14 protein-coding genes are annotated in these 24,286 nt (G+C 70.2%); 4 read left to right on the plus strand and 10 right to left on the minus strand.

Annotated features, from left to right (window positions below):
- Positions 1 to 69 precede the first annotated feature (69 nt).
- The 7 genes from ABD269_RS27285 to ABD269_RS27315 all read right to left on the minus strand — a co-directional run bounded on the left by ABD269_RS27285 (position 70) and on the right by ABD269_RS27315 (position 7,502).
- Positions 70 to 435: a poly-gamma-glutamate hydrolase family protein gene (locus tag ABD269_RS27285; RefSeq protein ID WP_344121980.1), complete on the minus strand. Its 366-nt coding sequence runs from the start codon at positions 433 to 435 to the stop codon at positions 70 to 72.
- Positions 432 to 722 (minus strand): hypothetical protein, encoded by a 291-nt coding sequence (locus ABD269_RS27290; protein WP_344121982.1) that lies wholly within the window; start codon positions 720 to 722, stop codon positions 432 to 434. The genes ABD269_RS27285 and ABD269_RS27290 overlap by 4 nt, the downstream gene beginning before the upstream one ends.
- Before the next feature lie 11 nt (positions 723 to 733).
- On the minus strand, positions 734 to 1,669 hold the full coding sequence (locus ABD269_RS27295; RefSeq protein ID WP_344121984.1) for a UTP--glucose-1-phosphate uridylyltransferase: 936 nt from the start codon (positions 1,667 to 1,669) through the stop codon (positions 734 to 736).
- Between the two features lie 113 nt (positions 1,670 to 1,782).
- Positions 1,783 to 3,126, minus strand: a complete 1,344-nt coding sequence (locus ABD269_RS27300; protein WP_344121986.1) for a UDP-glucose dehydrogenase family protein — start codon at positions 3,124 to 3,126, stop codon at positions 1,783 to 1,785.
- Positions 3,127 to 3,184: 58 nt separating this feature from the next.
- A complete protein-coding gene (locus ABD269_RS27305) occupies positions 3,185 to 5,092 on the minus strand; it encodes a glycosyltransferase family 39 protein (protein WP_344121988.1) in 1,908 nt (635 codons plus the stop codon).
- Entirely contained in the window at positions 5,092 to 6,090 is a 999-nt protein-coding gene (locus ABD269_RS27310) for a glycoside hydrolase family 26 protein (protein ID WP_301891644.1), read from the minus strand. Before ABD269_RS27310 ends, ABD269_RS27305 begins: the two co-directional genes overlap by 1 nt.
- Positions 6,087 to 7,502, minus strand: a complete 1,416-nt coding sequence (locus ABD269_RS27315; RefSeq protein ID WP_301894277.1) for a glycosyltransferase family 2 protein — start codon at positions 7,500 to 7,502, stop codon at positions 6,087 to 6,089. Before ABD269_RS27315 ends, ABD269_RS27310 begins: the two co-directional genes overlap by 4 nt.
- Before the next feature lie 416 nt (positions 7,503 to 7,918).
- Between ABD269_RS27315 and ABD269_RS27320 the strand changes: the two genes are divergently transcribed.
- Complete coding sequence (locus ABD269_RS27320; protein ID WP_344121990.1) at positions 7,919 to 8,455, plus strand: hypothetical protein; 537 nt, start codon at positions 7,919 to 7,921, stop codon at positions 8,453 to 8,455.
- 105 nt (positions 8,456 to 8,560) lie between these two features.
- On the opposite strand, the gene ABD269_RS27325 is transcribed toward ABD269_RS27320, so the two are convergent.
- Positions 8,561 to 10,657 (minus strand): tachylectin-related carbohydrate-binding protein, encoded by a 2,097-nt coding sequence (locus tag ABD269_RS27325; RefSeq protein ID WP_344121992.1) that lies wholly within the window; start codon positions 10,655 to 10,657, stop codon positions 8,561 to 8,563.
- A gap of 367 nt (positions 10,658 to 11,024) precedes the next feature.
- Between ABD269_RS27325 and ABD269_RS27330 the strand changes: the two genes are divergently transcribed.
- Positions 11,025 to 20,747, plus strand: coding sequence for a DNRLRE domain-containing protein (locus ABD269_RS27330; protein ID WP_344121994.1), 9,723 nt, complete (start codon positions 11,025 to 11,027; stop codon positions 20,745 to 20,747).
- Between the two features lie 4 nt (positions 20,748 to 20,751).
- Positions 20,752 to 21,054 carry an Imm53 family immunity protein gene (locus ABD269_RS27335; RefSeq protein WP_301891665.1) on the plus strand — a complete coding sequence of 101 codons (303 nt, stop codon included), beginning with the start codon at positions 20,752 to 20,754 and terminating at the stop codon, positions 21,052 to 21,054.
- Between the two features lie 91 nt (positions 21,055 to 21,145).
- Here the strand turns inward: ABD269_RS27335 and ABD269_RS27340 are convergent, their stop codons facing one another.
- Complete coding sequence (locus ABD269_RS27340; protein ID WP_344121997.1) at positions 21,146 to 22,219, minus strand: hypothetical protein; 1,074 nt, start codon at positions 22,217 to 22,219, stop codon at positions 21,146 to 21,148.
- A gap of 145 nt (positions 22,220 to 22,364) precedes the next feature.
- Between ABD269_RS27340 and ABD269_RS27345 the strand changes: the two genes are divergently transcribed.
- Positions 22,365 to 22,766 (plus strand): NTP pyrophosphohydrolase, encoded by a 402-nt coding sequence (locus ABD269_RS27345; RefSeq protein ID WP_344121999.1) that lies wholly within the window; start codon positions 22,365 to 22,367, stop codon positions 22,764 to 22,766.
- Here ABD269_RS27345 and ABD269_RS27350 read toward each other — a convergent pair.
- Entirely contained in the window at positions 22,738 to 24,261 is a 1,524-nt protein-coding gene (locus ABD269_RS27350) for an ArnT family glycosyltransferase (protein WP_344122001.1), read from the minus strand. The genes ABD269_RS27345 and ABD269_RS27350 overlap by 29 nt on opposite strands.
- Positions 24,262 to 24,286 lie beyond the last annotated feature (25 nt).

Here is a 24,286-nt window from a genome sequence, read left to right on the forward strand (position 1 = left end):
ACGGCATACGCCGAAGGGCCGCGCGGTGGGGTTCCCCGACCGCGCGGCCCTTCGGCGTCGCCCGCCGGGCTACGGCATGACCTGACCCGCTTCCAGGCGGCGGAGCGCCGCGCGGGTGGCCCCGGCGAAATTCCAGAACTCCTCCGTGGTGCTGGTCCTGCGGCCGGCCCGGGTGTTGACCGTGAACATCGCCGTGCGCAGCGCAGTGGTCATCTCCAGCTGCGCGCCCATGCCGAGCAGGGTGCGGTTGACGATGTTGTCCGGCTGGACGCCGCCGAGGGAGGCGTGGTCGGAGGCATCGACCGCCCGGATGCCCGCCGCCTTGTACTCGGCGAGCAGATTCTGCCGCAGGGCCGCGTTGCGCCCGCCGACGAGCACCGCCTCGGCCTTGTCCTCCAGGCCCGCCTGGGAGGACGTGCACCCGTGCAGGCTCAAGGCGTTGAGGCTGCCCGCGCACAGCGCACGGGCGACTCCGTCGTGGCAGCATAGTCGGACCGTGCGGCGAGGTCGTCGTCGAACCTGGCGTGACGCCGGTAGCGGCGCCCGTAGTCCTTGCCCTCCACGAGGGAGGAATCGGCGTAGAGGGCGCTGTTGGAGGGGTACGCGTCGGACGCCCCGGCGGACGCCTTCGCGCTCGCTCCGGCGGCGCTGCCGAATCCGAGCAGGACCGGCGAGGCCACGGCGGTGGTGGCCAGGAAGGCCCTCCTGCTGAAGCGGGACATGGTGATGTCCTTTACCGGGACGCGGCGGCCGGCGACCGTTCGGCCGACAGTTCCGTGGCGGCGAATTCACGGAGCCAGGCACGGAACTCCGGTCCGAGGTCCTCGCGTTCGCAGGCCAGCCGGACCGTGGCGCGCAGGTACTCGCCCCGGTCCCCGGTGTCGTAGCGGCGGCCGCGGAAGACGACTCCGTGCACCGGACCGCCGACTCCCGTGGTCGCCAACGTGTGCAGCGCATCGGTGAGCTGGATCTCTCCGCCCCGGCCCGGCGCGGTGCGCCGCAGGACGTCGAAGACGGCGGGGTCGAGCACATAGCGGCCGATGACCGCGTAGTTGCTCGGGGCCGTGCCGGGCGCGGGCTTCTCCACCAGCCCGGTGACCCGCAGCGCCTCCTCGTCCCCCGTCGACGGCTCCACCACGGCGCAGCCGTAGAGGTGGATACGGTCGGCGGGCACCTCGGTGAGAGCGATCACGCTGCCACCCAGCCGCTCCCGCACCGCGATCATGTGCGACAGGAGCGGGTCGCGGGGGTCGATGAGGTCGTCGCCCAGCAGGACCGCGAAGGGGCTCTGCCCGACGTGGGCCTCGGCGGCCAGCACCGCGTGCCCCAGGCCCAGCGGGTCGCCCTGGCGGGCGTAGTGCAGGGTGGCCAGGGTGCTGGACTCGCGCACGAGCGAGAGGCGTTCACGGTCGCCCTTGGCCTCGAGCACGGTCTCCAGCTCGTGGGCCCGGTCGAAGTGGTCCTCCAGAGCGCGCTTGTTGCGCCCGGTGATCATGAGGACGTCGGTGAGCCCCGCCGTCGCCGCTTCCTCCACGACGTACTGAATGGCCGGCTTGTCGACGACGGGCAGCATCTCCTTGGGCGTGGCCTTGGTGGCGGGCAGGAAACGTGTGCCCATGCCCGCGGCGGGGATGACGGCCTTGACCACGGGGGTGGTGGGTGTCTGCATGACGGGGCGTGGCCGAGGCCACTCCTCTCTCGTGTGGAATCTGCGCGGGGTCAGCGCCGCGAGGTCGGGTGCCGGAGTGTGTCCGGCCGGCGGCTGCGGGTCCGCAGCCCCCTTCACGGGGCGGCCTTGAACGCGCCGGGGGCGCGGCCCAGTGAGTGGAAGTCCCAGCCGGCGTCGGTCCAGGCGGCGGCGTCCAGGGCGCCGCGGCCGTCCACGATCCGCGGGTGGTGCGCCAGCGGCGCCAGCGCCGCGGGGTCCAGCTCCCGGAACTCCCGCCACTCGGTCAGGTGCAGGACGACTTCCGCTCCGCGCACGGCGTCCTCGGCCGACAGCGCGTAGCCCAGCAGCGGGTGGGACTTGCGGGCGTTATCCATGGCCTTCGGGTCGTACACGCTCACATCCGCGCCGTCGAGCCGGAGGCGGGCGGCGACGTTCAGGGACGGCGAGTCACGGATGTCGTCGGACTCCGGCTTGAACGCGGCACCGAGCACCCCGACGCGCTTGCCGAGGAGCGAGCCGCCGCACAGCTCACGGGCCAGCTCGACCACGCGGTCGCGCCGCCGCAGGTTGATCGCGTCGACCTCGCGGAGAAAGGCCAGCGAACGGCCGGTGCCCAGCTCCTCCGCGCGCGCCACGAAGGCCCGGATGTCCTTGGGCAGACAGCCTCCGCCGAAGCCGACCCCGGCGCGCAGGAACCGGGCGCCGATGCGCTCGTCGTGGCCGATGGCCCGCGCCAGCACGGACACGTCCGCGTCCGCCGCCTCGCAGACCTCCGCCATGGCGTTGATGAAGGAGATCTTGGTGGCGAGGAAGGCGTTGGCGGCGGTCTTGACCAGCTCGGCCGTGGGGAAGTCGGTGGTGACCACGGGAGTCCCGGCGGCGATGACGGGTGCGTAGACCTCGCGCAGCAGCGCTTCGGCGGCGGCGGAACGCACCCCGAGGACCAGCCGGTCGGGCCGGAGCGTGTCCTGCACGGCGAATCCCTCTCGCAGGAACTCGGGATTCCACGCCAGCTCCGCGCGGGCGCCGGCCGGAGCCAGTTCCGCGAGCCGCCGGGCCAGCCGGGCCGCGGTGCCCACCGGCACCGTGGACTTTCCGGCCACCAGCGCGGGCCGGGTCAGGTGCGGGCCGAGGGCCTCGACAACCGCGTCCACGTAGGTGAGGTCGGCGGCGTCGGAGCCCTTGCGCTGCGGGGTGCCGACGCACAGGAAGTGCACCTGCCCGAACTCCGCCGCCTCTTCGTAGGAGGTGGTGAAGCGCAGCCGGCCGGACGCGGTGTGTTTGGCCAGCAGCTGCTCCAGCTCCGGCTCGTAGAAGGGGACCCGTCCCGCGCGCAGCGCGCCGATCTTGTCCGGATCGACGTCGACCCCGAGCACCTCGTGCCCGAGCTCCGCCATGCAGACGGCATGGGTGGCACCGAGATAGCCGGTACCGATGACAGTGAGCCGCAATGACACGGCTTCTCCTTGTGACGATTCCTCGGGAGCGGACAGCCCCCTGGACGCGGACAGATCGCTAGCGCTTGACCCACACGCGGTAGGCCCCGGTGCCGGACGAGTTCTCGAAGGGGATGGTGGTCAGCAGCCGGTAGCGCGCGTTCGCCTTGAGGTTGTCGGCGATGAGGGCGTCGGTGCCGCCGGTGGCGAGCCCGTCGAGCACGACGAGGTCGAACCACCCGTCGTCGAGCGCCCGCTTGTACCCGTCCTCGCCGGTGTGCGTGGCGCCGCGGGAGTCCTGGTAGCTGATGTTGTCGGTCGGGGTCCACTGCCGCTGGCTGGTCTGCTCGCGGAGGTAGTACACGGCCACTTCGTGCGTGCCGCCGAGGTAGCGTCCCTTGTCGTTCACGTACGGGCGGAGCACGTCGACCAGCTGCGTGGAGTTCGGCCAGACCCCGAAGCGCCAGGTCGACTGGGCCAGCCCCACGCAGAGCATCACGACCCAGAGCAGGATGCCCAGTTGCGGATACCGGAAGTGCGCGCCGACCAGGCGGCTCACGCCGATTCCCGCCATGGGGGCCGCGAAGAGCAGTCCGAACCCCACGTGCTTGAACAGCGACACCCCGGTGCCCAGGTACATCTGGTAGGCGGGGGCCAGCAGGGCCGTGCAGCAGAGCAGGAGGCCGATCATGACCCGTCGGCGCCGGCCGGGCCCGCTCATGCTCAGGGACCGGGGCGACTCGTTCATGCGGCCGCGGCGTGCGTAGGAGATGGCCCCCACGCATGCGGTGGCGAACAGCAGCCCGCCCCACCCGGCCGACCTCTGCAGGAGGGCGAAGGCGCTCTCCGTGCCGTGCTCACGGCTGGTCGTGGTCTTCTGGATGCCGGCGAGCACGTCGGAGGCGAGCAGCGCGATGCCGAGCAGCGCGACGGTGCCCGCGGCCAGTGCCACGCCCCGCCACAGGGACCGCCTGCCCCGGTGCGGCCAGGCGGTGAGCACGGCGAGCACGATGATCGTCGGCAGATAGAGGGCGGCGGCGTATTTCACTCCGACGGCCAGGGCCGCGACGGGGGCCGCGAGCAGCACGGCGGCGACAGGCGCCCGGTCCGTCCTCACGACGATCCAGGTGGCCAGCGTGAGGAGGAAGAGCGCCGCGGCGTCGTACGTCGCGAAGTTGCCCAGCACGATCGTGGACTGGGTGACGGCGAACAGGGCCGCCGCCGCGAGCGCCACCCGTTCGTTGAACATCCGCCGGGTGAAGGAGTAGAGCAGCGCCGTGGTGCCCAGCATGCAGGCGAGGCTGAGGGCGCGCGCTCCGGCCAGCCCGAACGCGGAGTCGGCGAGTGCCGCCAGCACGGGGTACAGCGACGACGAGCCGGAGAAGTACGCGTTGTAGTCGACCGGGAGCTCGGCGCCGTGGAGCAGGTGGTCGAGCTCCATGTGGCCCGCGTAGAGGTAGAGCGCCTCGTCCTGGAAGGCGGTGTTGCTCAGCCGCAGGGAGAGCACCGCCTGGATGGCCAGGATGCACAGCAGCACGGCCCGGCTGACCCACCCGCGGCGCCTGCTGTGGGCCATGTCCCAGCCGGCGTCGGGAGTCTGCGGGATGCGGTACGCCGGCTCGGGGTCGGCGGTGCGCTGTCCGTGCTCGGCGGGCGAGGAGTCCTGCGGCAACTGCCACTGCGGAACCTGCGCCCCCTGGTGGGCCTGCTGCTCCTCGTACGGGGCGGGGTACTGCGCGTACGGCGCGGCGGCTGTCGCTTGCCCGCCGGTGTGGGCCGCGGGACCGGGAGCGGCGTACTGCGCCGCCGGGTACGGCTCTGTGACCGGGGTGGTGTACGGGTCGTACGTCTGCTGCTCGGGCCCGGTGACCTGCCCGCCGGCCCAGCCCATGTCGTAGTACGGGTCGTTGTGGTCGGGCCCGTGGCCGTCCTGCTGCTCCGGCACTCGGTACCCGCGTCCCCTGGGGTCGTTGATCGAAGGCTCCATCACGGTTTCCGCACGTCGAAGCCGAAGGCGTCATCGGCTGCCAGTCGTTTGAACTCGGCCAGCGCCAACGGGCTGACCTCCAGCCGCCAGTCGGCGCGCTTGTTGTGGTCGAACCAGACGAAGCCGATGATGTCGTCCCGGTCGGTGACGCCCTTGAAGAGGTTCTGCACGTCGGCCCGGCGGCGTGCGCCCGGCTCCGCCGCGGTTTCGAGGATGAGCAAGGGCTTGTTGCTGAAGGTGCGGACCTTCTTGATGGTCGGGCCGAAGACGTAGTCGAAGGCGTTGCTCTCGTTCGTGGTGAAGTAGCCGACCATGCCCACCCAGTCGACGTAGGCGTCACCGGGGTAGTACTGCTCGATGTCGACGCTCTTGACCGAGTTGACGATGTTCGGCGACCAGGCCCAGATGACGTTGGTGGCACCGGCCTCGTCGAAGACCTCGTGGAGGTGCTTCCAGGCCCGGACGTAGTCGGCGGGCTTGACGTGCTTGGTTCCCCACGTCTCCCAGTGGCCGTTCATCTCGTCCGCGAAGCTGATGGCGATGGGCAGGCCGACCTTCCGCACGGCCCCCGCGTACTTCTTGAGGTAGTCGTCGGACTTGCCGTCGGCGATGTCGGCGATGGTGGTGTCGGCAGGCTCCCAGGACACCACCGTCAGGGCACCGGTCTGCCAGGCGTTGCGCACGCCCGCGGCGTTGAACTCGTCGCCCCAGGCGGCGTAGTACTCCAGCAGGTTCGGCTTCTTGCCCACCATGTCGGTGTATTTGTCCACCAGGGCCATGGAGGTCGGCGCCTTCTCCACCGCGGCACCGAAGTACTTCTTGCGTGGCTGGATCAGGGGGCGGAGGTCATGGGGCTTGACGAACTCCTCGGTCGCCTTGGCCTCGGGCCGCGCCCCCCGTGCCCCGGCACCGGATTCCGCGGCGGAACAGCCGACCAGGGCCACGACTGCGGCGAACAGCGCCGCAGTCGTGGCGGTACGGGATATACGAGGTCTCATGCGGCGTTCTCCGCTCGGGGCTGGACCAGGACCCGGCCGACGACCAGGGCATAGAACAGGCCGGAGGACAGAATCAGGGCGAAGTCGGGGGCGTACATGCTGAACATGCGCCAGACGGCGGCGCCCACCCAGATGAGCGCGGTGCCACCGCTCCACACCCACATCCCGATCCAGAAACGCCGGGTCTTGTTCTTCTTTGCACCGGAGGAGCCGGTCGGCTGCCATCCCATGCGGTTCTTGCGGAGGATGTCCCAGATGGCGAAGACGTGCGCCCAGCCGTACATCATGCGGGCCGACCACGCCTCCAGCCGGTAGGGCGCCTTGTGCCAGAGCGGGAAGATGATGGTGGTGTACACGATGCTGGGCAGGACGAGCAGCAGATGCTCGACCTTCAGCTTGTCCGGCATGGCCAGCAGCAGCACGATGGGGATGACCGGTGCCGCGAAGGTGAACAGTGCCGTGTGGATGTAGTAGAAGAAACCGGACAGGTAACAGAGCCGACTGGAGAGCCGGATCTTCGCCTTCCAGAATTTCCGGCTGGACATCAGGCTCATCGACCCGGAACACCAGCGGTACTGCTGGTTGAAGAACGCTCCGGCGGTGTCCGGGCACACCCCGGTCGACACCGCGATCGGCACATAGCGCAGGTCCCAGCCCAGGCCCCGGAGATCGAAGCCGGTGTGCACGTCCTCGGAGTGCTCGATCAGCGTGGTGCCGCCGTTGGTGTCGAGAGCCGCCCGCCGGTAGACCGCGCAACTGCCCACGCAGATGGCACCGTCGCTGCCCTGTCGCGAGACCTGCACCGATCGGTAGAACAGCTCCTGGACGGCTCCCGCGCCTCGTTCGATCCAGTTCTGCGAGTCGAGCACCCGGAAGTACTGAGGCGACTGGACGATCCCGATCCGCTCGTCGTCCTCCATATACGGAAGCAATTCTTCCAGGAGGTCGGCACGAGGCGCGAAATCGGCATCGAGAATGAGGATGTACTTTCCGTCGGACTGCCCGTAGCCGAAATGCATGTTTCCGGCCTTCTTGAACCAGCCACGGTTCGGCCGGGTGCCGTAGCGGAACCCGAAGTCGGCCGCCATGGCGGCCAGTTCGGGGTTGGCGGCGTCATCCATGACGAACGGCACGCAAACACCCGGATAGCGGTCGGCCAGGGCACGCACATGGGTCCACGTGTTGTGCAGCACCTCGATGGGCTCGCCGCACACGGGGAGGAAGACGTCGACCGAAGGGTATTCGGCAGGCCGCCAGCCCCGGACCAGGCGCTTATGGTTCTCGATGTCGAAATCACGGGTGACAGCGTTCACCCGCAGCGAAATCAAGTAGTAGACGACGGTAAAGACCAGCAGCGGGACGTAGATCCACAGCAGTGGCGTGGAGGCCGCCAGTTTGAACTGGCTGAGCACGAGACAGATGAAGCTGACCAGTGAACTCAGAGTCAGCACCCACAGGTGCCGCTTCACGTACGCATACTTCTCGCGATCCGTGGGCGGCTGCGGCAACAACCCGCCGTGCGCGACCCCTCCGCGTGCGGCGCGCCGCCGGCCCCCACCGGAACGCGCCCGATGCCCGCCCGTACGGGCGGGCCGAACTGAACTCATCTGAACCCCTCCGGGCCGACCGGCCCGACTCGTCCCCACCCCGACACCAAAACGCCCACTGGTCTGAGCCAATGGACGATGAAAGTATATAACTCGTAAAGAGGTGTCAAAGTTGCAGCAGCGGAGCAACCGATTCCTCTTCGTCGGTATCCATGATCGTCGCCCATGACAGACATGGCAGACTTGTCGGGTTCATGGATCGGGCAAGGGGAGGTGGCTGCGTGTCAGGCCAGGTGAAGCCCTCGGCGACGAGGCCGGCGGCACGGAGCGCGGCCGGGCGGCGGATCGCCCGGCTGGCGCGTGGCGCCCGCGGACGGCTGTGGTCCACACGCAGGCGCCGGCTGGCGACAGTGGGAACCTCCGGCGGCCTGCTCGTGGCCGTGATCGCCGGATGCCTCCATCTCTGGTTCCAGGACCCCGGCGCCCAGCCCGGCGGCAAGGGTGCGCGCAAGCTGGTCATCGCGTACATCGACGCGCTGGCCGACGGCGACATGGACGAGGCATGCCATCTGATGCACCCCCGGGTCACCGCGTCCATGGACCGGGCGGACGGCGGGTGCCCGGGGGCGATGCGCGCCCAGGTCGGCGACCGGCTGAGCGGCAAGGAGCGCGGCCGGGTCGCCGACATCGACGTCGGCCCGGCCCGGGTCGAGGGCAGGATCGCACGCGTCGAGGTGCACTCCGGGGCGGACGGCGCCAAGAAGAGCACGGTCGTCGTGGAGCGGGTCGGCGACCGCTGGCGGGTCCTCGAGGACTGAGCGAAGGGGGGTGGGCAGGCGTGTGCCGTGCCCACCCCCTTGCTCATGTCCTGCTCACGCCGCCGTACAAGCGCTACCGCATCGCCAATCGGCCGGCGCGGCCGCCTACTTGGTGGCGGTGTTCGCGGTCGGCCTGCCCGCGCCCTGCTTGGCCGTGGGACCACCGGTGAACCGCGACTCGGGCTCGATGCTGCGCTTCGTCCTCGCACCCGGGGCCGCCAGGGCCGTCGAGCCGTTGGCCGCCGAGAGCCAGTACATGCGCTCCACCCCCTCGGTGTCGAGGAAGAAGACGCCCCAACGGCCGTCGCCGAGCTGGACGATCGAGGGATCGGTGGCCGCCTTCCCGGACCAGACCAGGGACCAGCCGCCGAAGGACCCGTCCGGGCGCTGAGCGGCGTAGCGGACGTAGCCCTTGTCGTCGCGGACGACAACGCCGAGCGTCTTGTCCTTGTTGACGACGACCACGGGGGACCCGTCGGTCTTCACGCCCGGGATCACGGCTCCGTCGCCGAAGAAGCCGTTGAGGGTCTTGCCGCCGGACGAGCGGGCGGACTCGTTCGCCACCCAGATCTCCCCGTCCTTGTTCCGGGCGAACGCCATCATCCTGCCGTCCGCGCCACGGGCCGCGACGGGGGTGCCGGTGAGCCCGGTGACGTCGGAGACGCCCCACACCCACCAGCCGTTGCGCTGGTCATCGGCGCGGTTCACGCCGAGACGGCCCTGCTTGTCGATGCCCAGGACGAACGGACGGTCGCTCTCCCCGTCCACCACGGTCGCCTGGCTCGCCCCGGCGAACGTCGCCCGCTCATAGCCGGCGGCTACCGGGGAGTAGGCGTCCTGGGTACGCCACGGGATGAAGTCCTCGCTGTTGGCGGCGCGCTGGTTCAAGTACCAGAGCTTGCCGTCGCGGCCGAAGGCGTGCACCGCCACCATGCCCTTGGAGTTGCGGAGGACGGTCGGGGCGGCGGCGAAGTTTCCGCCGAGGTCCGTGAGCGGGGACCAGGTCGCGCCCGGCTGGCGCTTGGTCATGTAGATGTGGCCGTCCTTGCCCAGGACGAAGGCCATCGGGGTGCCGTCCGCCTGCTCGGTGACGACGGGCTGGTCGATCATGTTCTGCGCGCCCGGCACGACGGTGTAGACCACGGTGCCGATGTCGTTGATCTCACGCTGTGTGCCCTGGATGAGCCAGCCGCGTTCGTCGACGTAGAACTGCTGGATGAGCTGGTCCTTGCCCTGGCGCACGGCGGCGGGAATGCGGGGGCGCGGGGTGACGGGGGCCGGCTCCGGCTGCGCGGGGGCGTGGCAGGCGTCCGTGCGCATGGCGATGCCCTGGAACACCTGGAAGCCCCACCCGCTCTTGCGGCGGGAGGTGTCAACCCAGGCGCCGGCGTTCTGGTCCCAGCGGTACCAGAAGAGCGTGCCGTCCTGATGCAGGGCGTAGAGGGTGCCACCGCCGGCCGAGCGGATCTCCCGCAGGTTCTGCCAGCCGACCGCCCACGCCGGGACCTTCACGTCCAGCCACTGCTGCCGGTCGACGTCGAAGCGGTAGCGGTAGAGGTCGCCGCCCTTGCGGGCGAAGATCAGGCCGTCGCCCGCGGCGACGATGAGGTCGTACTCGCCCCAGCCGACCGGGTCGATGATGCGGCCGCGGCCGGGCAGGACCGCTCCCGTCTTCTGGTCGTACTGGTAGAAGCGCAGGGAGCCGTCGTCGAAGACGGCGAAGATGTTGCCGCGGTCGTCGACGGTGACGCGGTTGCGCCGGGCGGGGGCGATGAAGGCACCCCAGCCGTCGTCGATCTTCTCGCCACGGTCGTGCTCCCCGCTGTTGGCGGCCGGGTCGTAGCGATAGCGGAAGAGGTTGCCCTCGGAGTTGATGCTGTAGAACCAGCCGCCCGCCCCGCCGAGGGTGAGGCGAGGGGCCTGCCAACCGCCGCCGCCGATCTGCTTGTTGATCACGGGCCAGTTGAACGAACCGTTGGCCGGATCGGCGTGCGCGTAGTACTTCAGCGGGCCGTCGGTGGCCGCTCCGTACAGCTCGGTCTGGGGGCGGCAGCTCACCTGCGCGGACGGCGCCGCGGTGGCGGGTATCGAGTCCGCCGAGGCCGTGGGCGCGCACACCAGGCCCAGGGGCAGGGCCGTGACGGCGGCGAGAGTGAGGGCTGCCGCACGGGAGGCAGACGGGCGGAAACGGCTCTTCGGCATGCGGGAGCGCTTTCATGACGGGGAGACAGGGGCCGGTCGGGACCCGAGGCCCGGCCGAGAACGAGGCCGGGCGACATGCATGGTAACCACACCCTTTACCTCCAATTGGCAGGGCAATTACGCTGGATCACCGAATGTTGGACAAATGGCCCACGGGTTCTCATTTATGAGCGCGGAGCGTAATCGTTCACCATAGATCGACTTATCGACCCGTAACGAACACCCCATCACCTTGCAATGTCGATCTTTATTCAGATAAAACATCAACCCATGCCCGCCATCTCGTGGTTGTGGCTGTTTGTGGCAACCCCTGTCGTTTCGCAGGGGTTAGTCGCGTTTTGAGACGACGCTTGGGGTGGAGTACTTCGTGATTCCTGGCAGTCGGCGCACCGGTCCCGGTGCGCGTCGCCGCCGCGGTGGTTTCAGACACCGCTCGTTCCTCAGTCGACGGCCCGGCCTGAGCCGGGCCGTCGCGCTGACCGCCGCGATGCTGGTCTTCGCCGGCGCCGCGCCCTCCGAGGCGGTGGGGCGGCCCGAGTCCGGGCCCGAGCTTCCCGGCGTCAAGGGGCATACGAAACGTCCCGACGGGCAGCGCTGGGGAAGCGCTGCCGACCGGGACCACCTCGACGGCACGGCGAAGCCCGTCAAGGCCACCGGGCCACAGACGATGCACGGCAAGTACGCCGTGGAGCGCCCCGACGTCGCCACTCCGTCGGCCCGCAACGAGGTCAAGGTCGAGGAGGCACCGGCCAAGGACGTCAAGGGCTACGACCCCAGGAGCAGCACCGAAGCGGCCGACAAGCGGGGGGAGTTCGAGCGCACCTTCACGAACAAGGACGGCTCGCAGACCACCCAGTTCTCCAAGGAACGACTGAACTACCGGCGGTCCGACGGCAGCTGGCAGCCCATCGATGCCCGCCTGGTCCCCCAGGGCAAGGACACCGGCGGCTGGCGCAACGCCGCGGACAGCCTCGGCATCGACCTTGCGGCCCGGGCCGACAGCGAGGATCTGGCCCGGCTCGTCGTCGACGCCGACCACGAGGTCGCGTTCGGTCTGCAAGGCGCACAGCGCTCGGCCGGCCGCGCCGACGAGAAGAATCCCTTCTCCGTCACCTACCCCGATGTCCTCAAGGACTCCGACCTGGAGCTGATATCCAAGCCGGGCGGCCTCAAGGAGGTCATGGTCCTTCGTTCGGCGAACGCGCCACGCAGCTGGACCTTCCCGCTGCGGACCAAGGGGCTGACGGCCTCCGTCGACAACGGCGACGTGGTCCTGAAGGACTCGGACGGCAAGCAGCGCGTCCGCATCCCGCACGGGTACATGGAGGACTCCAAGGTCAATCCGGAGTCCGGTGACGGCGCGATATCCACCAGGGTCGACTACCGGATCGTCGAGCAGGGCGGCGGCCAAGCGCTGCGCGTGGAGCTCGACAGCGCCTGGCTCGCCGCTCCGGAGCGCACCTTCCCCGTCCGCGTCGACCCGCCCATGGTGGAGCCCGTCGGCGCCTCCTCGAGCATGTACGTGGAAAAGTCCGGTGGGAACAACTGGAGTTCGGCCTCCGAGGACACCCTGAAGCTGGGCTCGGTCACCGACGGTGGTACCACCAGCCAGGCCGCCAGTTACCTGGCCTTCCCCGGCGTGGCGTCCAAGCTGCGCAACCACAAGATCTTCGGTGCCTCGCTCACCATGCTGAACTATTGGTCGGCCTCCTGCCGCCCACGCGAGGTGAACGTCCACCCGGTCACCGAGGCATGGACCGCGGGCAAGGGATACTCCTACCCCGGGCCCAGGTACGGCTCCAAGATCGCCGGTTCCTCCTTCGCGCACGGCTTCATCGGCGAGGGCCAGTCCAGCTCTTCCTGCCCGGCCGCCTGGGAGGCCATCGATCTCGGCACCAAGGGCCGCGACCTGGTCGAGGGCTGGGCCGACGGAAGCCGCCCCAACTACGGTCTGGCGCTGCGCGGTGCGGACTCCGAGTCGGCGAACTGGAAGAAGTTCTCCAGCACCAGCAGCTCCAACCCGCCGTCGCTGTACGTGACCCACACGCCGTACAACGCCAAGTACGCCGTCGAGCGCTCGACGCCGCAGCCGCCGGTCAGCCGCGGCACGGACGGCAAGGTCAAGATCAAGGTCACCAACCTCGGTGCCGAGACCTGGACGCCCGCCACCTATGAACTGGGCTACCGCTCCTACAAGGACGGCCGTCTGGTCAAGCAGGCGGTCGCCGCCCAGCTGCCCAAGGACGTGCCCCGGGGCGCGAGCGTCTCCCTCGACGCCGTGGTCCACAAGGCCGACGCGGGCCAGTACCTCTTCGACTTCTCCATGGTCCGCAAGGGCAAGGCCGTCTTCACGGATGAGGGCATTCCCCCGGTCCGCATCGCGCTGAACGTGGTGGCCATCCCGCCGGTGGTCGACGCCTTCCACCCGGCCAACGGCTACCAGTCCCCGACGCTGTCCCCCGAGCTGTGGGCCAACGCGCGGGACATGGACAACACCGGTCAGAAGCTGCAGTACCGCTACGAGGTCTGCGAGGCCGGCAAGGACAACAAGCCGAAGGACTGCTTCTTCTCCGACTGGTCCCCCGACCGCAGCTGGGTCGTACCCGCCGACAAGCTCTCCTGGTCCAAGACGTACCTGTGGCGCCCCTGGAGCAAGGACAACGCCGCCACCAGCCCCGAGCTGCCCTACACCACGTTCCTGACCTCGGTCCCCCAGCCGGTCGTGACCTCGCACCTGGCGGGCTCGCCCTACGGCTCCTCCGACAAGCCCTTCGACCCGCAGATCGGCAACTTCGCCAGCTCGGCCGTCGACGCCTCGGTACCCACCGTCGGTCCGGACCTCACCGTCGCCCGGACCTACAACAGCCTCGACCCCGGCACGGGCCACATCTTCGGCGCCGGCTGGGCCTCACGCCTCGACATGCGTGTGACCCCCGACGACGACGGCACCGGCAACGTGGTCGTCACCTACCCCGACGGCCAGCAGGTCCGCTTCGGCCGCAACGCCAACGGCTCCTTCGCCCCGCCGCAGGGCCGTGACGCCGTCTTCACGGCGGCCAAGGACGGCGGCTGGCAGCTGACCGACAAGAACGGTGTGCGTTACCTCTTCCGCACCGACGGCCGGCTCGGCACGGTCACGGACGCGAGCGGGCTCACGCAGACCCTCACGTACACGGACGGCAAGCTCGTCCAGGTCGCCAACGACACCAGCAAGCGGAGTCTGTTCTTCCAGTGGTCGGGCGGCCACGTCACCGCCGTCGGCACCGACCCCCTCGGGACCAAGCCGCTGACCTGGACGTACGAATACGAGGGCGACAAGCTGACCAAGGTCTGCTCGCCCGAGAAGACCTGCACCACCTACGAGTACGCGGCCGGCTCGCACTACCGCAGCGTGGCCCTGGACTCGGGTCCGTACGCCTACTGGCGGTTCGGCGAGGACTCCGGCGACGACGCCGTCAGCCAGGTCACCGTCAACCAGGGCAAGGACCAGGCCCAGTACGTGAACGTCGGCCACGACGCCACCGGACCGCTCAGCGGCACGGAGGACAACGCGGCCACCTTCAACGGCACCTCCTCGCGCGTCGACCTGCCGGAGAACCTGCTGAACCTGCAGCGCAACCTCACGGTCAGCATGTGGTTCCGCACCACCGGCAGCGGCGTACTGCTGAACTACCGTTCCGACAAGCACTCCGATGCCTCCGCCGGCTCGAGCGCGCCCGTCCTGTACGTCGGCGCCGACGGGAAGCTCCGCGGTCAGTTCCGCACCGGCCAGATCACGCCCATCACCGCCGCCACCCCCGTCAACGACGGCAACTGGCACCAGGCCGTGCTCAGTTCGGACGGAGGCCGGCAGACGCTCTTCGTCGACGGCAAGAGCAACGGCACCCTCGTCGCGCCGGTCGACCACAGCGCTCAGCGCTTCGCCGAGATCGGCACCGGCTGGGCCTACTCCTGGCCGTCCGCCCCGGCCAAGGGCACCGCGTACTTCAAGGGTGACATCGACGAGGTCGCCGTCCACCACAAGCCGCTCGGCACCTCCGCGGTGCAGTCGCTCCACGCCGCGCGCAACCAGGCCGACCAGCTGACCAAGGTGACGACGCCCAACGGCCGCACGGCCGTCGAGGTCGCCTACGACACCAACGTGGACCGCGTCAGCAAGCTGACCGACGTCAACGGCGGACAGTGGAAACTCGGTGTCCCGGTCACCGGCCTGTACGGCAAGGAGCTCATCCGCACGGTCCAGGTGACGGACCCGAAGGACCGCCGCCACTTCTACGACTACGACCCGCTCGCGGGCCGCATCATCCGCTACGTCTCCCCGCTGCGCGACAACCCGAAGGAGACCGAGAAGCCCGGGCCCAGCGGCTCCGCGGAGCCCGGCGTCGCCGAGGGCGGTCTCTTCGAGGGCGGCCAGACAGGCACCGGCCAGCCTCCCGTCGACTACCCCGACCCCGAGTTCGTCGGCGGCGCAGTGAACGCCATGGGCGTGCGCGGCTTCGGCTACGACGACAAGGGTCTGCAGAACCGCGTCGTGGACGAGCTCGGCCACGCGGTGGACATGGCCTACGACGGCCAGGGCAACGTCGCCACCCGGACGACCTGCCGCGCCGTGGGCCAGTGCCAGACGACCTACTACAGCTACTACCTCAACGACCAGGACCCGGTCGATCCCCGCAACGGCAAGCTCACCGAGTCCCGTGACGCCCGGTCGAAGGACGCCTCGGACAACACCTACCGGACGACGTACTCCTACGACGCCCGGGGCCAGCTGACCGAGCAGACCGCCCCGGACAGCCGCAAGGCGATCCGGACCTTCACCACGGGCGGCGAGTCCGCCTTCGACGGCCATGGCACCATGCCGGCCGGGCTGCTCGCGTCGATGACCGACGCCAAGGGCAAGACGACCCGGTACCGCTACTTCGCGAACGGCGATCTCGCCGAGGCCACCGACCCGGCGGGGTTGATCACCCGCTTCACGTACGACCGGCTCGGCCGCAAGCTCACCGAGACCGACATCAGCGACTCCCAGCCCAAGGGCGTGACCGTCGCCTTCACCTATGACGGCGTCAACCGGATGGTCACCACCACCAAGCCCGGGGTCAAGAACGAGGTCACCGGCGTCACGCACACCCAGCGCACGGCCGTCGAGTACGACAAGGACGGCCTGCAGGTCCGCTCCGAGGTCACCGACCTCACCGGTGGCGACCCCGCGCGCGAGACCCGTACCGAGTACGACGACTCGGCGCGCCCGGTGCGGGTGACGGACGCCCAGGGCGCCGAGAGCAGCTACGGCTACGACGTGCTGGGCAACCGCGTGTGGGAGGTCGACCCGAACGGCACCCGCTCCGAGACCGTCTACACCCCGCGCAACAGCGTGGCCGAGGTGCGGGTGCGCGACTGGCGCGGCGACCCGCAGGAGGCACCCAAGGACTCCTCGGGCGAGGAAAAGGTCCTGGTGACGGACTCCTACGCGTACGACATGGCCGGCCGGCTCACCCGCCACACCGATGCCATGGGCCGCACGCGCGAGTTCAGTTACTACGACGACGGTCTGCAGAAGACCGTTCGCGCCCTCGACGTGCCGCAGCCGGACGGCTCCACCCGCGACATCGACCTGGAGCGCAACACCTACGACGCGCTCGGCAACGTGACGCGCAAGGTCACCGGCAACGGCACGGTCACCACCGAGTACGGCTACGACGTGTCGGGCCGTACGCAGAGCATCACCACGGACCCGGGCAAGCTGGACCGCAAGGTCTCCTACACCTACGACGACGCGGACAACGTGACCCGTGTCGTCCATACCGGCCAGTCCTCCAACATCCCGTTCAGCAGCAGCAACTCCGAGGTCGTCGACTACACCTACGACGCCGTCGGCCGCGAGCTGAGCGAGACCACCCAGAACGGCAAGCAGCGCCTGACCACCACCTTCACGTGGGACCAGCGCGGTCTGCTGCTCGCCGAGACCGAGCCGCGCGGCAACGCCGAGGGCGCCAACGCGGAGGAGTTCACCACCACCCACGCCTATGACGCGCTCGGCCGCCAGATCTCGGTCACCGAGCCCGCGGCGGACGTGGAGACCGGCCAGGAAGGCGACACCGGCAAGCCCGTCAAGCTGCGCCCGACCACGGTCACCGGCTACAACGCCTTCGACGAGGCGACCCAGACCAAGGACCCGCAGGGCAAGCTGACCTCGGTCACCTTCGACAAGTCCGGCCGGCCCACGTCGAGTACCTCCCCCTCCTACACCCCGCCCGGCGCCGCCGAGCCCATCACCCCCGTCAGCCGCAACGAGTACGACGCGGCGGGCCGGGTCACCGCGACCACGGACGCGCTCGGCAACACCAAGCGCTTCAGCTACGACCAGCTGGGCCGCATGGTCCAGCGGGAGGAGCCGCGCTCCTCGAAGCTGCTCGGTCTCGTCACCGAGCCCGGCAAGAGCGTGCCCTCCGGCGCGGGCGCCGTGTGGTCGTACACCTACAGCCATACCGGCGAGCAGCTCTCGGAGACCGACCCGACCGGGGCGCGCACCGAGAGCACGTACGACGGTCTCGGCCGGATCGCCACGGCGACCCAGGTGGAGCGGAAGTCCGGACAGACCCGGTACTTCACTTCCACCTTCGCTTACGACGACGCCGACCGCATGGTCTCCAGGACCACGCCCGCCGGTGACACCACTCGCTACACCTACGATGCCCTGGGCCAGCTCACCGGCACCGAGGACCCGTCCGGAGTGAGGACCAGCACCGGCTACGACATGGCCGGGCGGGTCATCAGCAACACCGACGCCCTGGGCCGTTCGGTGCGGCAGACCTACGACCAGGCCGGCCGGATGACCGGCCAGCTCTGGCTGGACAAGGACGACAACCCGCTGCGCGACCGCAGCTTCCGCTACGACTTCGCGGGCAACGTCGCCGCCTCGACCGATGCCAAGGGCAAGACCACCAGCTTCTCCTTCGACGCGCAGAACCAGCTCGTCCGGCAGGTGGAGCCGGTCGGCTCCGGCAAGTCCATCACCACGACCTTCGGCTACGACGCGAACGGCAACCGCACGCGCTACACCGACGGCCGTGGCAACGCCACCCGTTACACCTTCAACACCCTCGGCCTGCCCGAGTCGGTGATCGAGCCGGAGACCAAGGAGTTCCCGGCCGCCGCCGACCGTACGTGGACCACGGGCTACGACGCTGTCGGCAACCCGGTCAGACTGACCGAGCCCGGCAAGGTCGAACGGCTGCGCACGTACGACCCGAGCGGTCTGCTGCTGCGCGAGACCGGCACCGGTGCGGAGGTCTCGACCCCGGACCGCGCCTACGAGTACGACGCCAACGGCCGGGTCGTCTCGGCCAGTGCACCGAAGGGTGTCAACAGCTACGAGTACAACGACCGCGGTCTGCTCACCGCCGCACACGGCCGCTCCGGCGAGGCCGGCTTCGGCTACGACGAGGACGGGCGGCTGCTCACCCGCGTCGACGGCGCCGGCACCGCGGTGTTCGGCTACGAGAAGGGCCGGCTGAAGTCGGTCAAGGACGCCCAGTCGCAGCAGCTGTTCGGCTACCGCTACGACAGGACGGGTGCCCTGGAGGGCATCGACTCGCCCGGCGTCAGCCGCAGCTTCGGCTATGACTCGCTGGGCCGGCAGACCTCCGACGTCACCAAGTCGTCCGCCTCGGGGGCGGTGCTGGCCACGGCCGAGTACGGCTTCGACGACAACGACCGCCTGATATCGAAGAAGACGACCGGTACGGCGGACGCGGGCGAGCAGAAGTACGCGTACGACGACGCCGGACGTCTGACCTCGTGGACCGACAAGGGCGGCAGGACCACCGGCTACACGTGGGACGACGCCGGCAACCGCGTCCAGTCCGGCGAGCGCAAGGCGACGTACGACGCGCGCAACCGGCTGCAGACGGACGGCGATTCGACGTACACGTACAGTCCGCGAGGCACCCGGAAGTCCTCGTCGTCCTCCGGTCTCGCGGAGGAGAGCCGCTTCGACGCCTTCGGCCAGCTGGCCAAGCAGGGGGACATCTCCTACGAGTACGACGCGTTCGGCCGCCTGGTCGACCGTGACGGCACGGAGCACACGTACTCGGGTCTGGGCGACGATGTCGTCGCCGACGGGCGCGGTGTCTACAGCCGTGGTCTGACGGGCGAGCTGATCTCCGTCACGCAGGGCGGCACGACGCGCCTCGCGATGGACGACCGCCACGGCGACGTCGTCGGCACGGTGGACGCGAAGGACTCCGACCCGAAGCAGCTCGCCTCGTCGGTGGGCTTCGACCCGTTCGGCAAGGTGACGGACACCGCCGGCGAGCAGATCTCCATCGGCTACCAGGGCGACTGGACGGACCCGTCGTCCAAGCAGGTCGACATGGCCGCGCGGTGGTACGACTCGGGGACCGGGGCGTTCACGTCGCGCGACTCGATGACGCTCGACCCCAAGCCGTCCGTACAGGCGAACCGCTACACGTACGCGAACGCGGATCCGATGGACAACACGGATCCGACGGGCCACTGGCCGAAGTGGCTCAAGAAGGCCGCGAACAAGGTCAAGAACGTGGCCACCTCGACCTACCACTACGTGGAGAAGAAGGTCACCTCGGCCTACCACTACGTGGAGAGGAAGATCACTTCGGCCTACCACTACGTGGAGAACAAGGTCCGCTCGGCGGTCAACTGGGTGTCCGAGAAGGTCTCGTCCGGAGCCAGATGGCTGGGCAACAAGGTCTCGTCCGCGGGCCGTTACCTACGGAACCAGTCCACCAGGGTCTATAAATCCGCGGCACAGATCTACCGCGAGAGCAAGAGGTACATCAGCGACAAGGCCCGCTCCGCGAAGAAGTACATCGCGACGCACAACCCGCTGCCGGTCCTGGCCAAGGCCCTTCGTCCGGTCTACGCCGGCATGAAGACGGCGGTGTCCGCGGCGGTCAATCTGCCGGCGATGATCGTCCAGGAGACCAAGCAGGTCGTCCAGGACGTCGCCAAGGTGGCCACCGAGGTCACGAAGATCGTGTCCGACGTGAGCGCCAAGATGGTCTCCGCGGTCGACACCGCGATCACGGCGGTATCCGAGTTCGCCCAGACCGCCGCGCCCTACCTGAAGGCGGCGTGGGACTTCACGGCTGAGGTCACCGGCATCAACGACGCCGTCGCATGCGCCACGAAGGGCGACGTCGAGGCGTGCCTGTGGACGGCGGTGACGGTCGCGAGCATCTTCGTTCCGGGTTCCACCGGGGCGGTGCGCGGGGCGAAGGCCGTACGGACGGCCGGCAAGGTCGAGCATGCTGCCGCCGGCGGCTCGAAGACGGTCAAGAAGGCCGAAAAGGTCCTGGAGGAAGCCGCCGGAGGCACGTGCCCCGTCCCGAACAGCTTCACCCCGGAAACCCTGGTGGTGATGGCCGACGGATCCACAAAGCCGATCAGGGACATCCAGATCGGCGAAAAGGTCCTCGCGACCGACCCGACCACGGGCAGGACCGAAGCCCGCCCGGTGGAGGACGTCATCGTCGGCAACGGCGAGAAGCACCTGGTGAAGCTCACCGTCGACACGGACGGCGACAAGGGCGACGCCACCGACACCATCACGGCCACCGAAGGCCACCCCTTCTGGCTGGAGGACCAGCACACCTGGGCCAAGGCCGCCGACATCAAGCCGGGCTCACTGCTCCGCACCTCGACGGGCACCTGGGTCAAGGTCACGGCGACGCGCGCGTGGACCGCGGTCCAGCAGGTGTTCAACCTCTCGGTCAGCGGGATCCATACGTACTATGTGCAGGCGGGCGCGGCGCCGGTGCTGGTTCACAATGCCCGACCGCCGCGTCAGCGGCCTCATCCGGATGCGGAAGGGCCACACACAACCTTCATGCGGGACAACGCCACCGGCGAGGTCAAGAAATACGCGGAATGGACGCCCAACACCAACCCCCGGGACCCGAGGTCATTCGACTTGGCCAAGAGGTTCGACCGCTTCGGCCCTTCACACACCAATGCGGACGGATCGGTTGTACCGACCCCGCATATCAACGAAGCGGACGGAAGCGCCAGGGCGTTGCAGGATTGGGAGAAGCCGATGGGATGCCCGTGATCACATGAACGCACTGCACTTTCTCCAGTTCTGGTACGAATCCCAATGCGACGAGGACTGGGAACACGAGTTCGGCGTCCGGATCGCAACTCTGGACAATCCGGGATGGACCATCGAGATTGACCTGATCGGAACCACCATCGAAGGGCGCGAGCTTCGGAAGTCGAAGCAAGAGTCCCAGGATGGCCGATGGATTTGGTCATGGTCCGATGGCGAGAAATACCATTCGTCCTGCGACCCGTTCTCCCTGGAGGACGCCGTTCTCCGGTTCAAGGAGTTCGCCGAGAGAGAGACGGAAGGCGCGTAGTGAATGCCTGAAGGGGGGCCCGCAGTGCGGGCCCCCCTTCGGGTTGATTCCGATCAGCGGCTCCGGCCGCGGGCCGGGGAAGCTCCGGGCCTTACACCCGCACCCAATCCCCCAGCGCGAGCCCCGGCTCGTCGGTCTGCTGGCGGGCCACCCGCAGATGACCGTCCGCACCGAGCACCGCGAGCGTCACCCGGCCGAGCGCGTCGACGGCCAGCGCCGGCGCCCCCGCGAAGTCCTCGCCCGTCTCCGACCACTGGCCGCCGACCGTCTCGTCCCCGCTGGGGAAGACGGCGACGGCCGGCAGGCCGGAGAGCGCGCGCTGTGCGAGGACCGTGCAGTCGTGGCCGTCGAGGACCGTGCGGAGCGCGGCGACGGGGCCGGTGCCTACGGCGCCCAGGGAAGCGCCGGCCGGCTCGTCGTCGGCGGCGGGCAGGGCCGTGTGCAGGGCCGAATCCGCCGCTTCCCGCCAGAAGTGGGTGATCCGGTCGTCGGCGGTGGCGACGGACGCGGCCGTCGCGGCCGCCGGCTTCGCGGGGATGTTGCGCAGGCGCCGGAACGCGCCACCGGGCTCGTCCTGCTGCCAGCGCAGCACGAACTCGGCCGCGGGAGCGAGGAGTTCGGCCCGGCCGGTGGAGGTCACGGCCGCGGCCATGCCGTCGAGGACGTGGCTGCCCTTCAGGTCGGTCCAGGGGCCCCAGATGCCGCGCGCGTCCATCTGGCGGCCGCACACCCCGCCACCGGCGTTGCGCACGAAGACGTGGAGGCCCGCGGAGTCCACGACCGCCGTCGGGGCGCCGATCTGCGCCGCGCGGTCCCAGTCCTGGCCGTGGGGCGTGCCGATCGACCGCCAGTTCGTGACCGGGCGGCCCGACTGGAGCTGTGTGGCATAGACCACTTCGGTCGCGGTCCAGTCGCCCTCGTCGCCGGGGACGGTGCGGCGTCGCACGCCGACCAGATACATATAGCCCTGGTCGTTGCGCGCTATGGACAGGTGCGGGTCCAGGCCCGGCGCGGGCAGCAGCTCCGGGCCGGTCCACCCGGGCCCGCCGGGCCGGGTCTCGGTCCAGCGCGCGACACCGCCTTCGGCCGGCGCATAGGCGGTGAGACGGCCGTCCCTGCCTCGCAGTAGCCAGCCGGTTACCGGGGTGGCGGTACGCACTGCCATGACTCGCTGCCAGCCTTTCTCGCACTCGGGCATATCCGCACTCGGGCTCAATTGCGCGCTGCGCGGACCCCTTTTGTAGACCCTCGACAATAACATCGTGCGCGCCGCCGAATTCCGCCGGGAATTGACGTGGGAGGCTGTCGGCATGACCCCTCTCCTCGTCGTGGACGGCGCGAATGTCGTCGGTTCGGTTCCCGACGGCTGGTGGCGCGACCGCCGCGGCGCGGCCGAGCGGCTGCGGGACCTGCTCGTCGCCCACGCGGCGGAGGGCGGCGGCGCGGGCCTGCCGCCGGGGGCCGTCGAGCCGCCGCTGACGTCCCCGCCGGAGATCGTACTGGTGGTGGAGGGCGCGGCCCGCGGCGTGGCGCCGGTGCCGGGGGTCCGGGTGGCGGAGGCGGCGGGCAGCGGCGACGACCGCATCGTTCAGGTGGTGGCGGACCGGGCGCCGGGGCGGCGCTGCGTGGTCGTCACCGCGGACCGCGGACTGCGCGAGCGCGTCAAGGCCCTGGGCGCCGAGGTCACGGGGCCGCGCGCGGTGCGTCCGTGAGCCCCGCCGCCGGGGCGTAGAGGACCGCGCCATCGGCCGTGCCCACCCGCTCGTACCCCCGGTCCAGGACCGCCCGCAGCGACGGCAGCCGGGCCGGGCCGTACGGCTTGCCGCGTGAGTCGTCGACGATGAGCGCGGGCGGGCGGCGGGTCAGTTCGCGCCGGAAGACGGGCCAGGAGCCCGGCACGCCGTACGCCTCGCCGACGTGTGAAGGGCCGCGCCCGCCGCTGTAGTTGGTGAGCAGCCCGGCGGTCAGGAAGCGCCCGGCGGGCGGGCGGTCGGCGAGCCAGTACGTCTCGGGGTGCATGCCCCAGCACAGCACGCGGGCGGTGGGCGCGGTGCGCTCGCGGACGGCGCGGGCCACCTTCAGGGTGTGCGGCAGGTCGGGCGGCTGGTCGGCGAGCCCCCAGCCCAGGAAGAACGCGCAGGAGAGCGCGGAGAGCGCGAGCGAGGTGCCCAGCAGCCGCCCGTCGAGGGCGGCCAGCGCCGAGGTGCCCAGCAGGGTGAGCGGCGGGATCAGCTGGAGGTAGTAGTGGCCGAAGAAGTGGAAGCCGGTGGCGACGGCCACGGCCGAGGCGGCGAGCCACAGCCACAGCTCGGGCGGTGCGGCGCGGCGGCCCTGGAGCAGCCGGCGGCCGACCGGCAGGAGCAGCCCGGCGCAGCCCACGGCGAGGGTGCTCGTGTTGGACGCCGCCTGGCCGACGGCGAGCGCGACGGCGCCTGCCGCGGAGGCGTACGTGCCGGAGCCGGTCACGGACCAGAACAGCAGCCGGGCGGGCCCGGTGGCGCAGGCGACGGCGGCGGTGGGGAGCAGTGCGCCGAGGGCCAGGGCGGCGGCGCCGGCGGTCCTGCGGCGCGCGGTCCACAGCATCAGCAGGACGGGGGCGAGGACCGCTCCCCCGGTCTGTTTGGTGAGCACGGCGGCGGCGACGGCGAGCCCGGCGGCGCCCCAACGGCGGCGGTCCGCACACCACATGGCGGCCACCGTCCACGGCACCATGAACACTTCGAAGGCGGCGGCCTGGGTGTCCTCGGGGGCGAGGGCGATGGACACCAGGAGGTAGAGCGCGCCCGCCGCGCGCCCGGCCCGCTCGCCCCAGCGGCGGCGGGCGAGCGAGGCGAGCAGGACGGCGGTGAGCAGCTGGGCGAGGACCGCGAGGGCCTTCAGGGGCAGCAGCGAGCGGTCGCCGAAGAGCGCGAAGCACAGTTCGTAGAGCCAGGGCAGCACGGGTGGCTTGCGGTCGACGACGGTGCGGTAGAGGACGGCGCCGTGGGCGAGCATGCGGGCCTCGGTGGCGAGGAAGCCCTCGTCGGGGTTCCACAGGGGGCGCAGGAAGGACGGCAGCCGGGTGACGAGGGCGAGGGCCGCCAGGACGGGCAGCAGGCGCGGCCAGAAGGCGTCGCGGTTCCCCGGCGGGGCCGCGGGCCCGCGCGGGGTCCGGGCGTGCGGTACGGGGGCGGCGGCCGGGGCGGCCGCGCGCTGCGCGACGGGCATGCGGGTCAACCTAGGGGTACGTCCT

The organism is Streptomyces blastmyceticus, from assembly GCF_039521185.1.
Taxonomy (GTDB): domain Bacteria; phylum Actinomycetota; class Actinomycetes; order Streptomycetales; family Streptomycetaceae; genus Streptomyces; species Streptomyces blastmyceticus.

Bases quoted from the DNA above. Each gene is read 5' to 3' on its own strand.
- ABD269_RS27340 (WP_344121997.1), bottom strand. From the start codon at position 22,219: ATGGCAGTGCGTACCGCCACCCCGGTAACCGGCTGGCTACTGCGAGGC.
- ABD269_RS27310 (WP_301891644.1), bottom strand. From the start codon at position 6,090: ATGAGACCTCGTATATCCCGTACCGCCACGACTGCGGCGCTGTTCGCC.
- ABD269_RS27325 (WP_344121992.1), bottom strand. From the start codon at position 10,657: ATGCCGAAGAGCCGTTTCCGCCCGTCTGCCTCCCGTGCGGCAGCCCTC.
- ABD269_RS27290 (WP_344121982.1), bottom strand. From the start codon at position 722: ATGTCCCGCTTCAGCAGGAGGGCCTTCCTGGCCACCACCGCCGTGGCC.
- ABD269_RS27350 (WP_344122001.1), bottom strand. From the start codon at position 24,261: ATGCCCGTCGCGCAGCGCGCGGCCGCCCCGGCCGCCGCCCCCGTACCG.
- ABD269_RS27345 (WP_344121999.1), top strand. From the start codon at position 22,365: ATGACCCCTCTCCTCGTCGTGGACGGCGCGAATGTCGTCGGTTCGGTT.
- ABD269_RS27295 (WP_344121984.1), bottom strand. From the start codon at position 1,669: ATGCAGACACCCACCACCCCCGTGGTCAAGGCCGTCATCCCCGCCGCG.
- ABD269_RS27335 (WP_301891665.1), top strand. From the start codon at position 20,752: ATGAACGCACTGCACTTTCTCCAGTTCTGGTACGAATCCCAATGCGAC.
- ABD269_RS27305 (WP_344121988.1), bottom strand. From the start codon at position 5,092: ATGGAGCCTTCGATCAACGACCCCAGGGGACGCGGGTACCGAGTGCCG.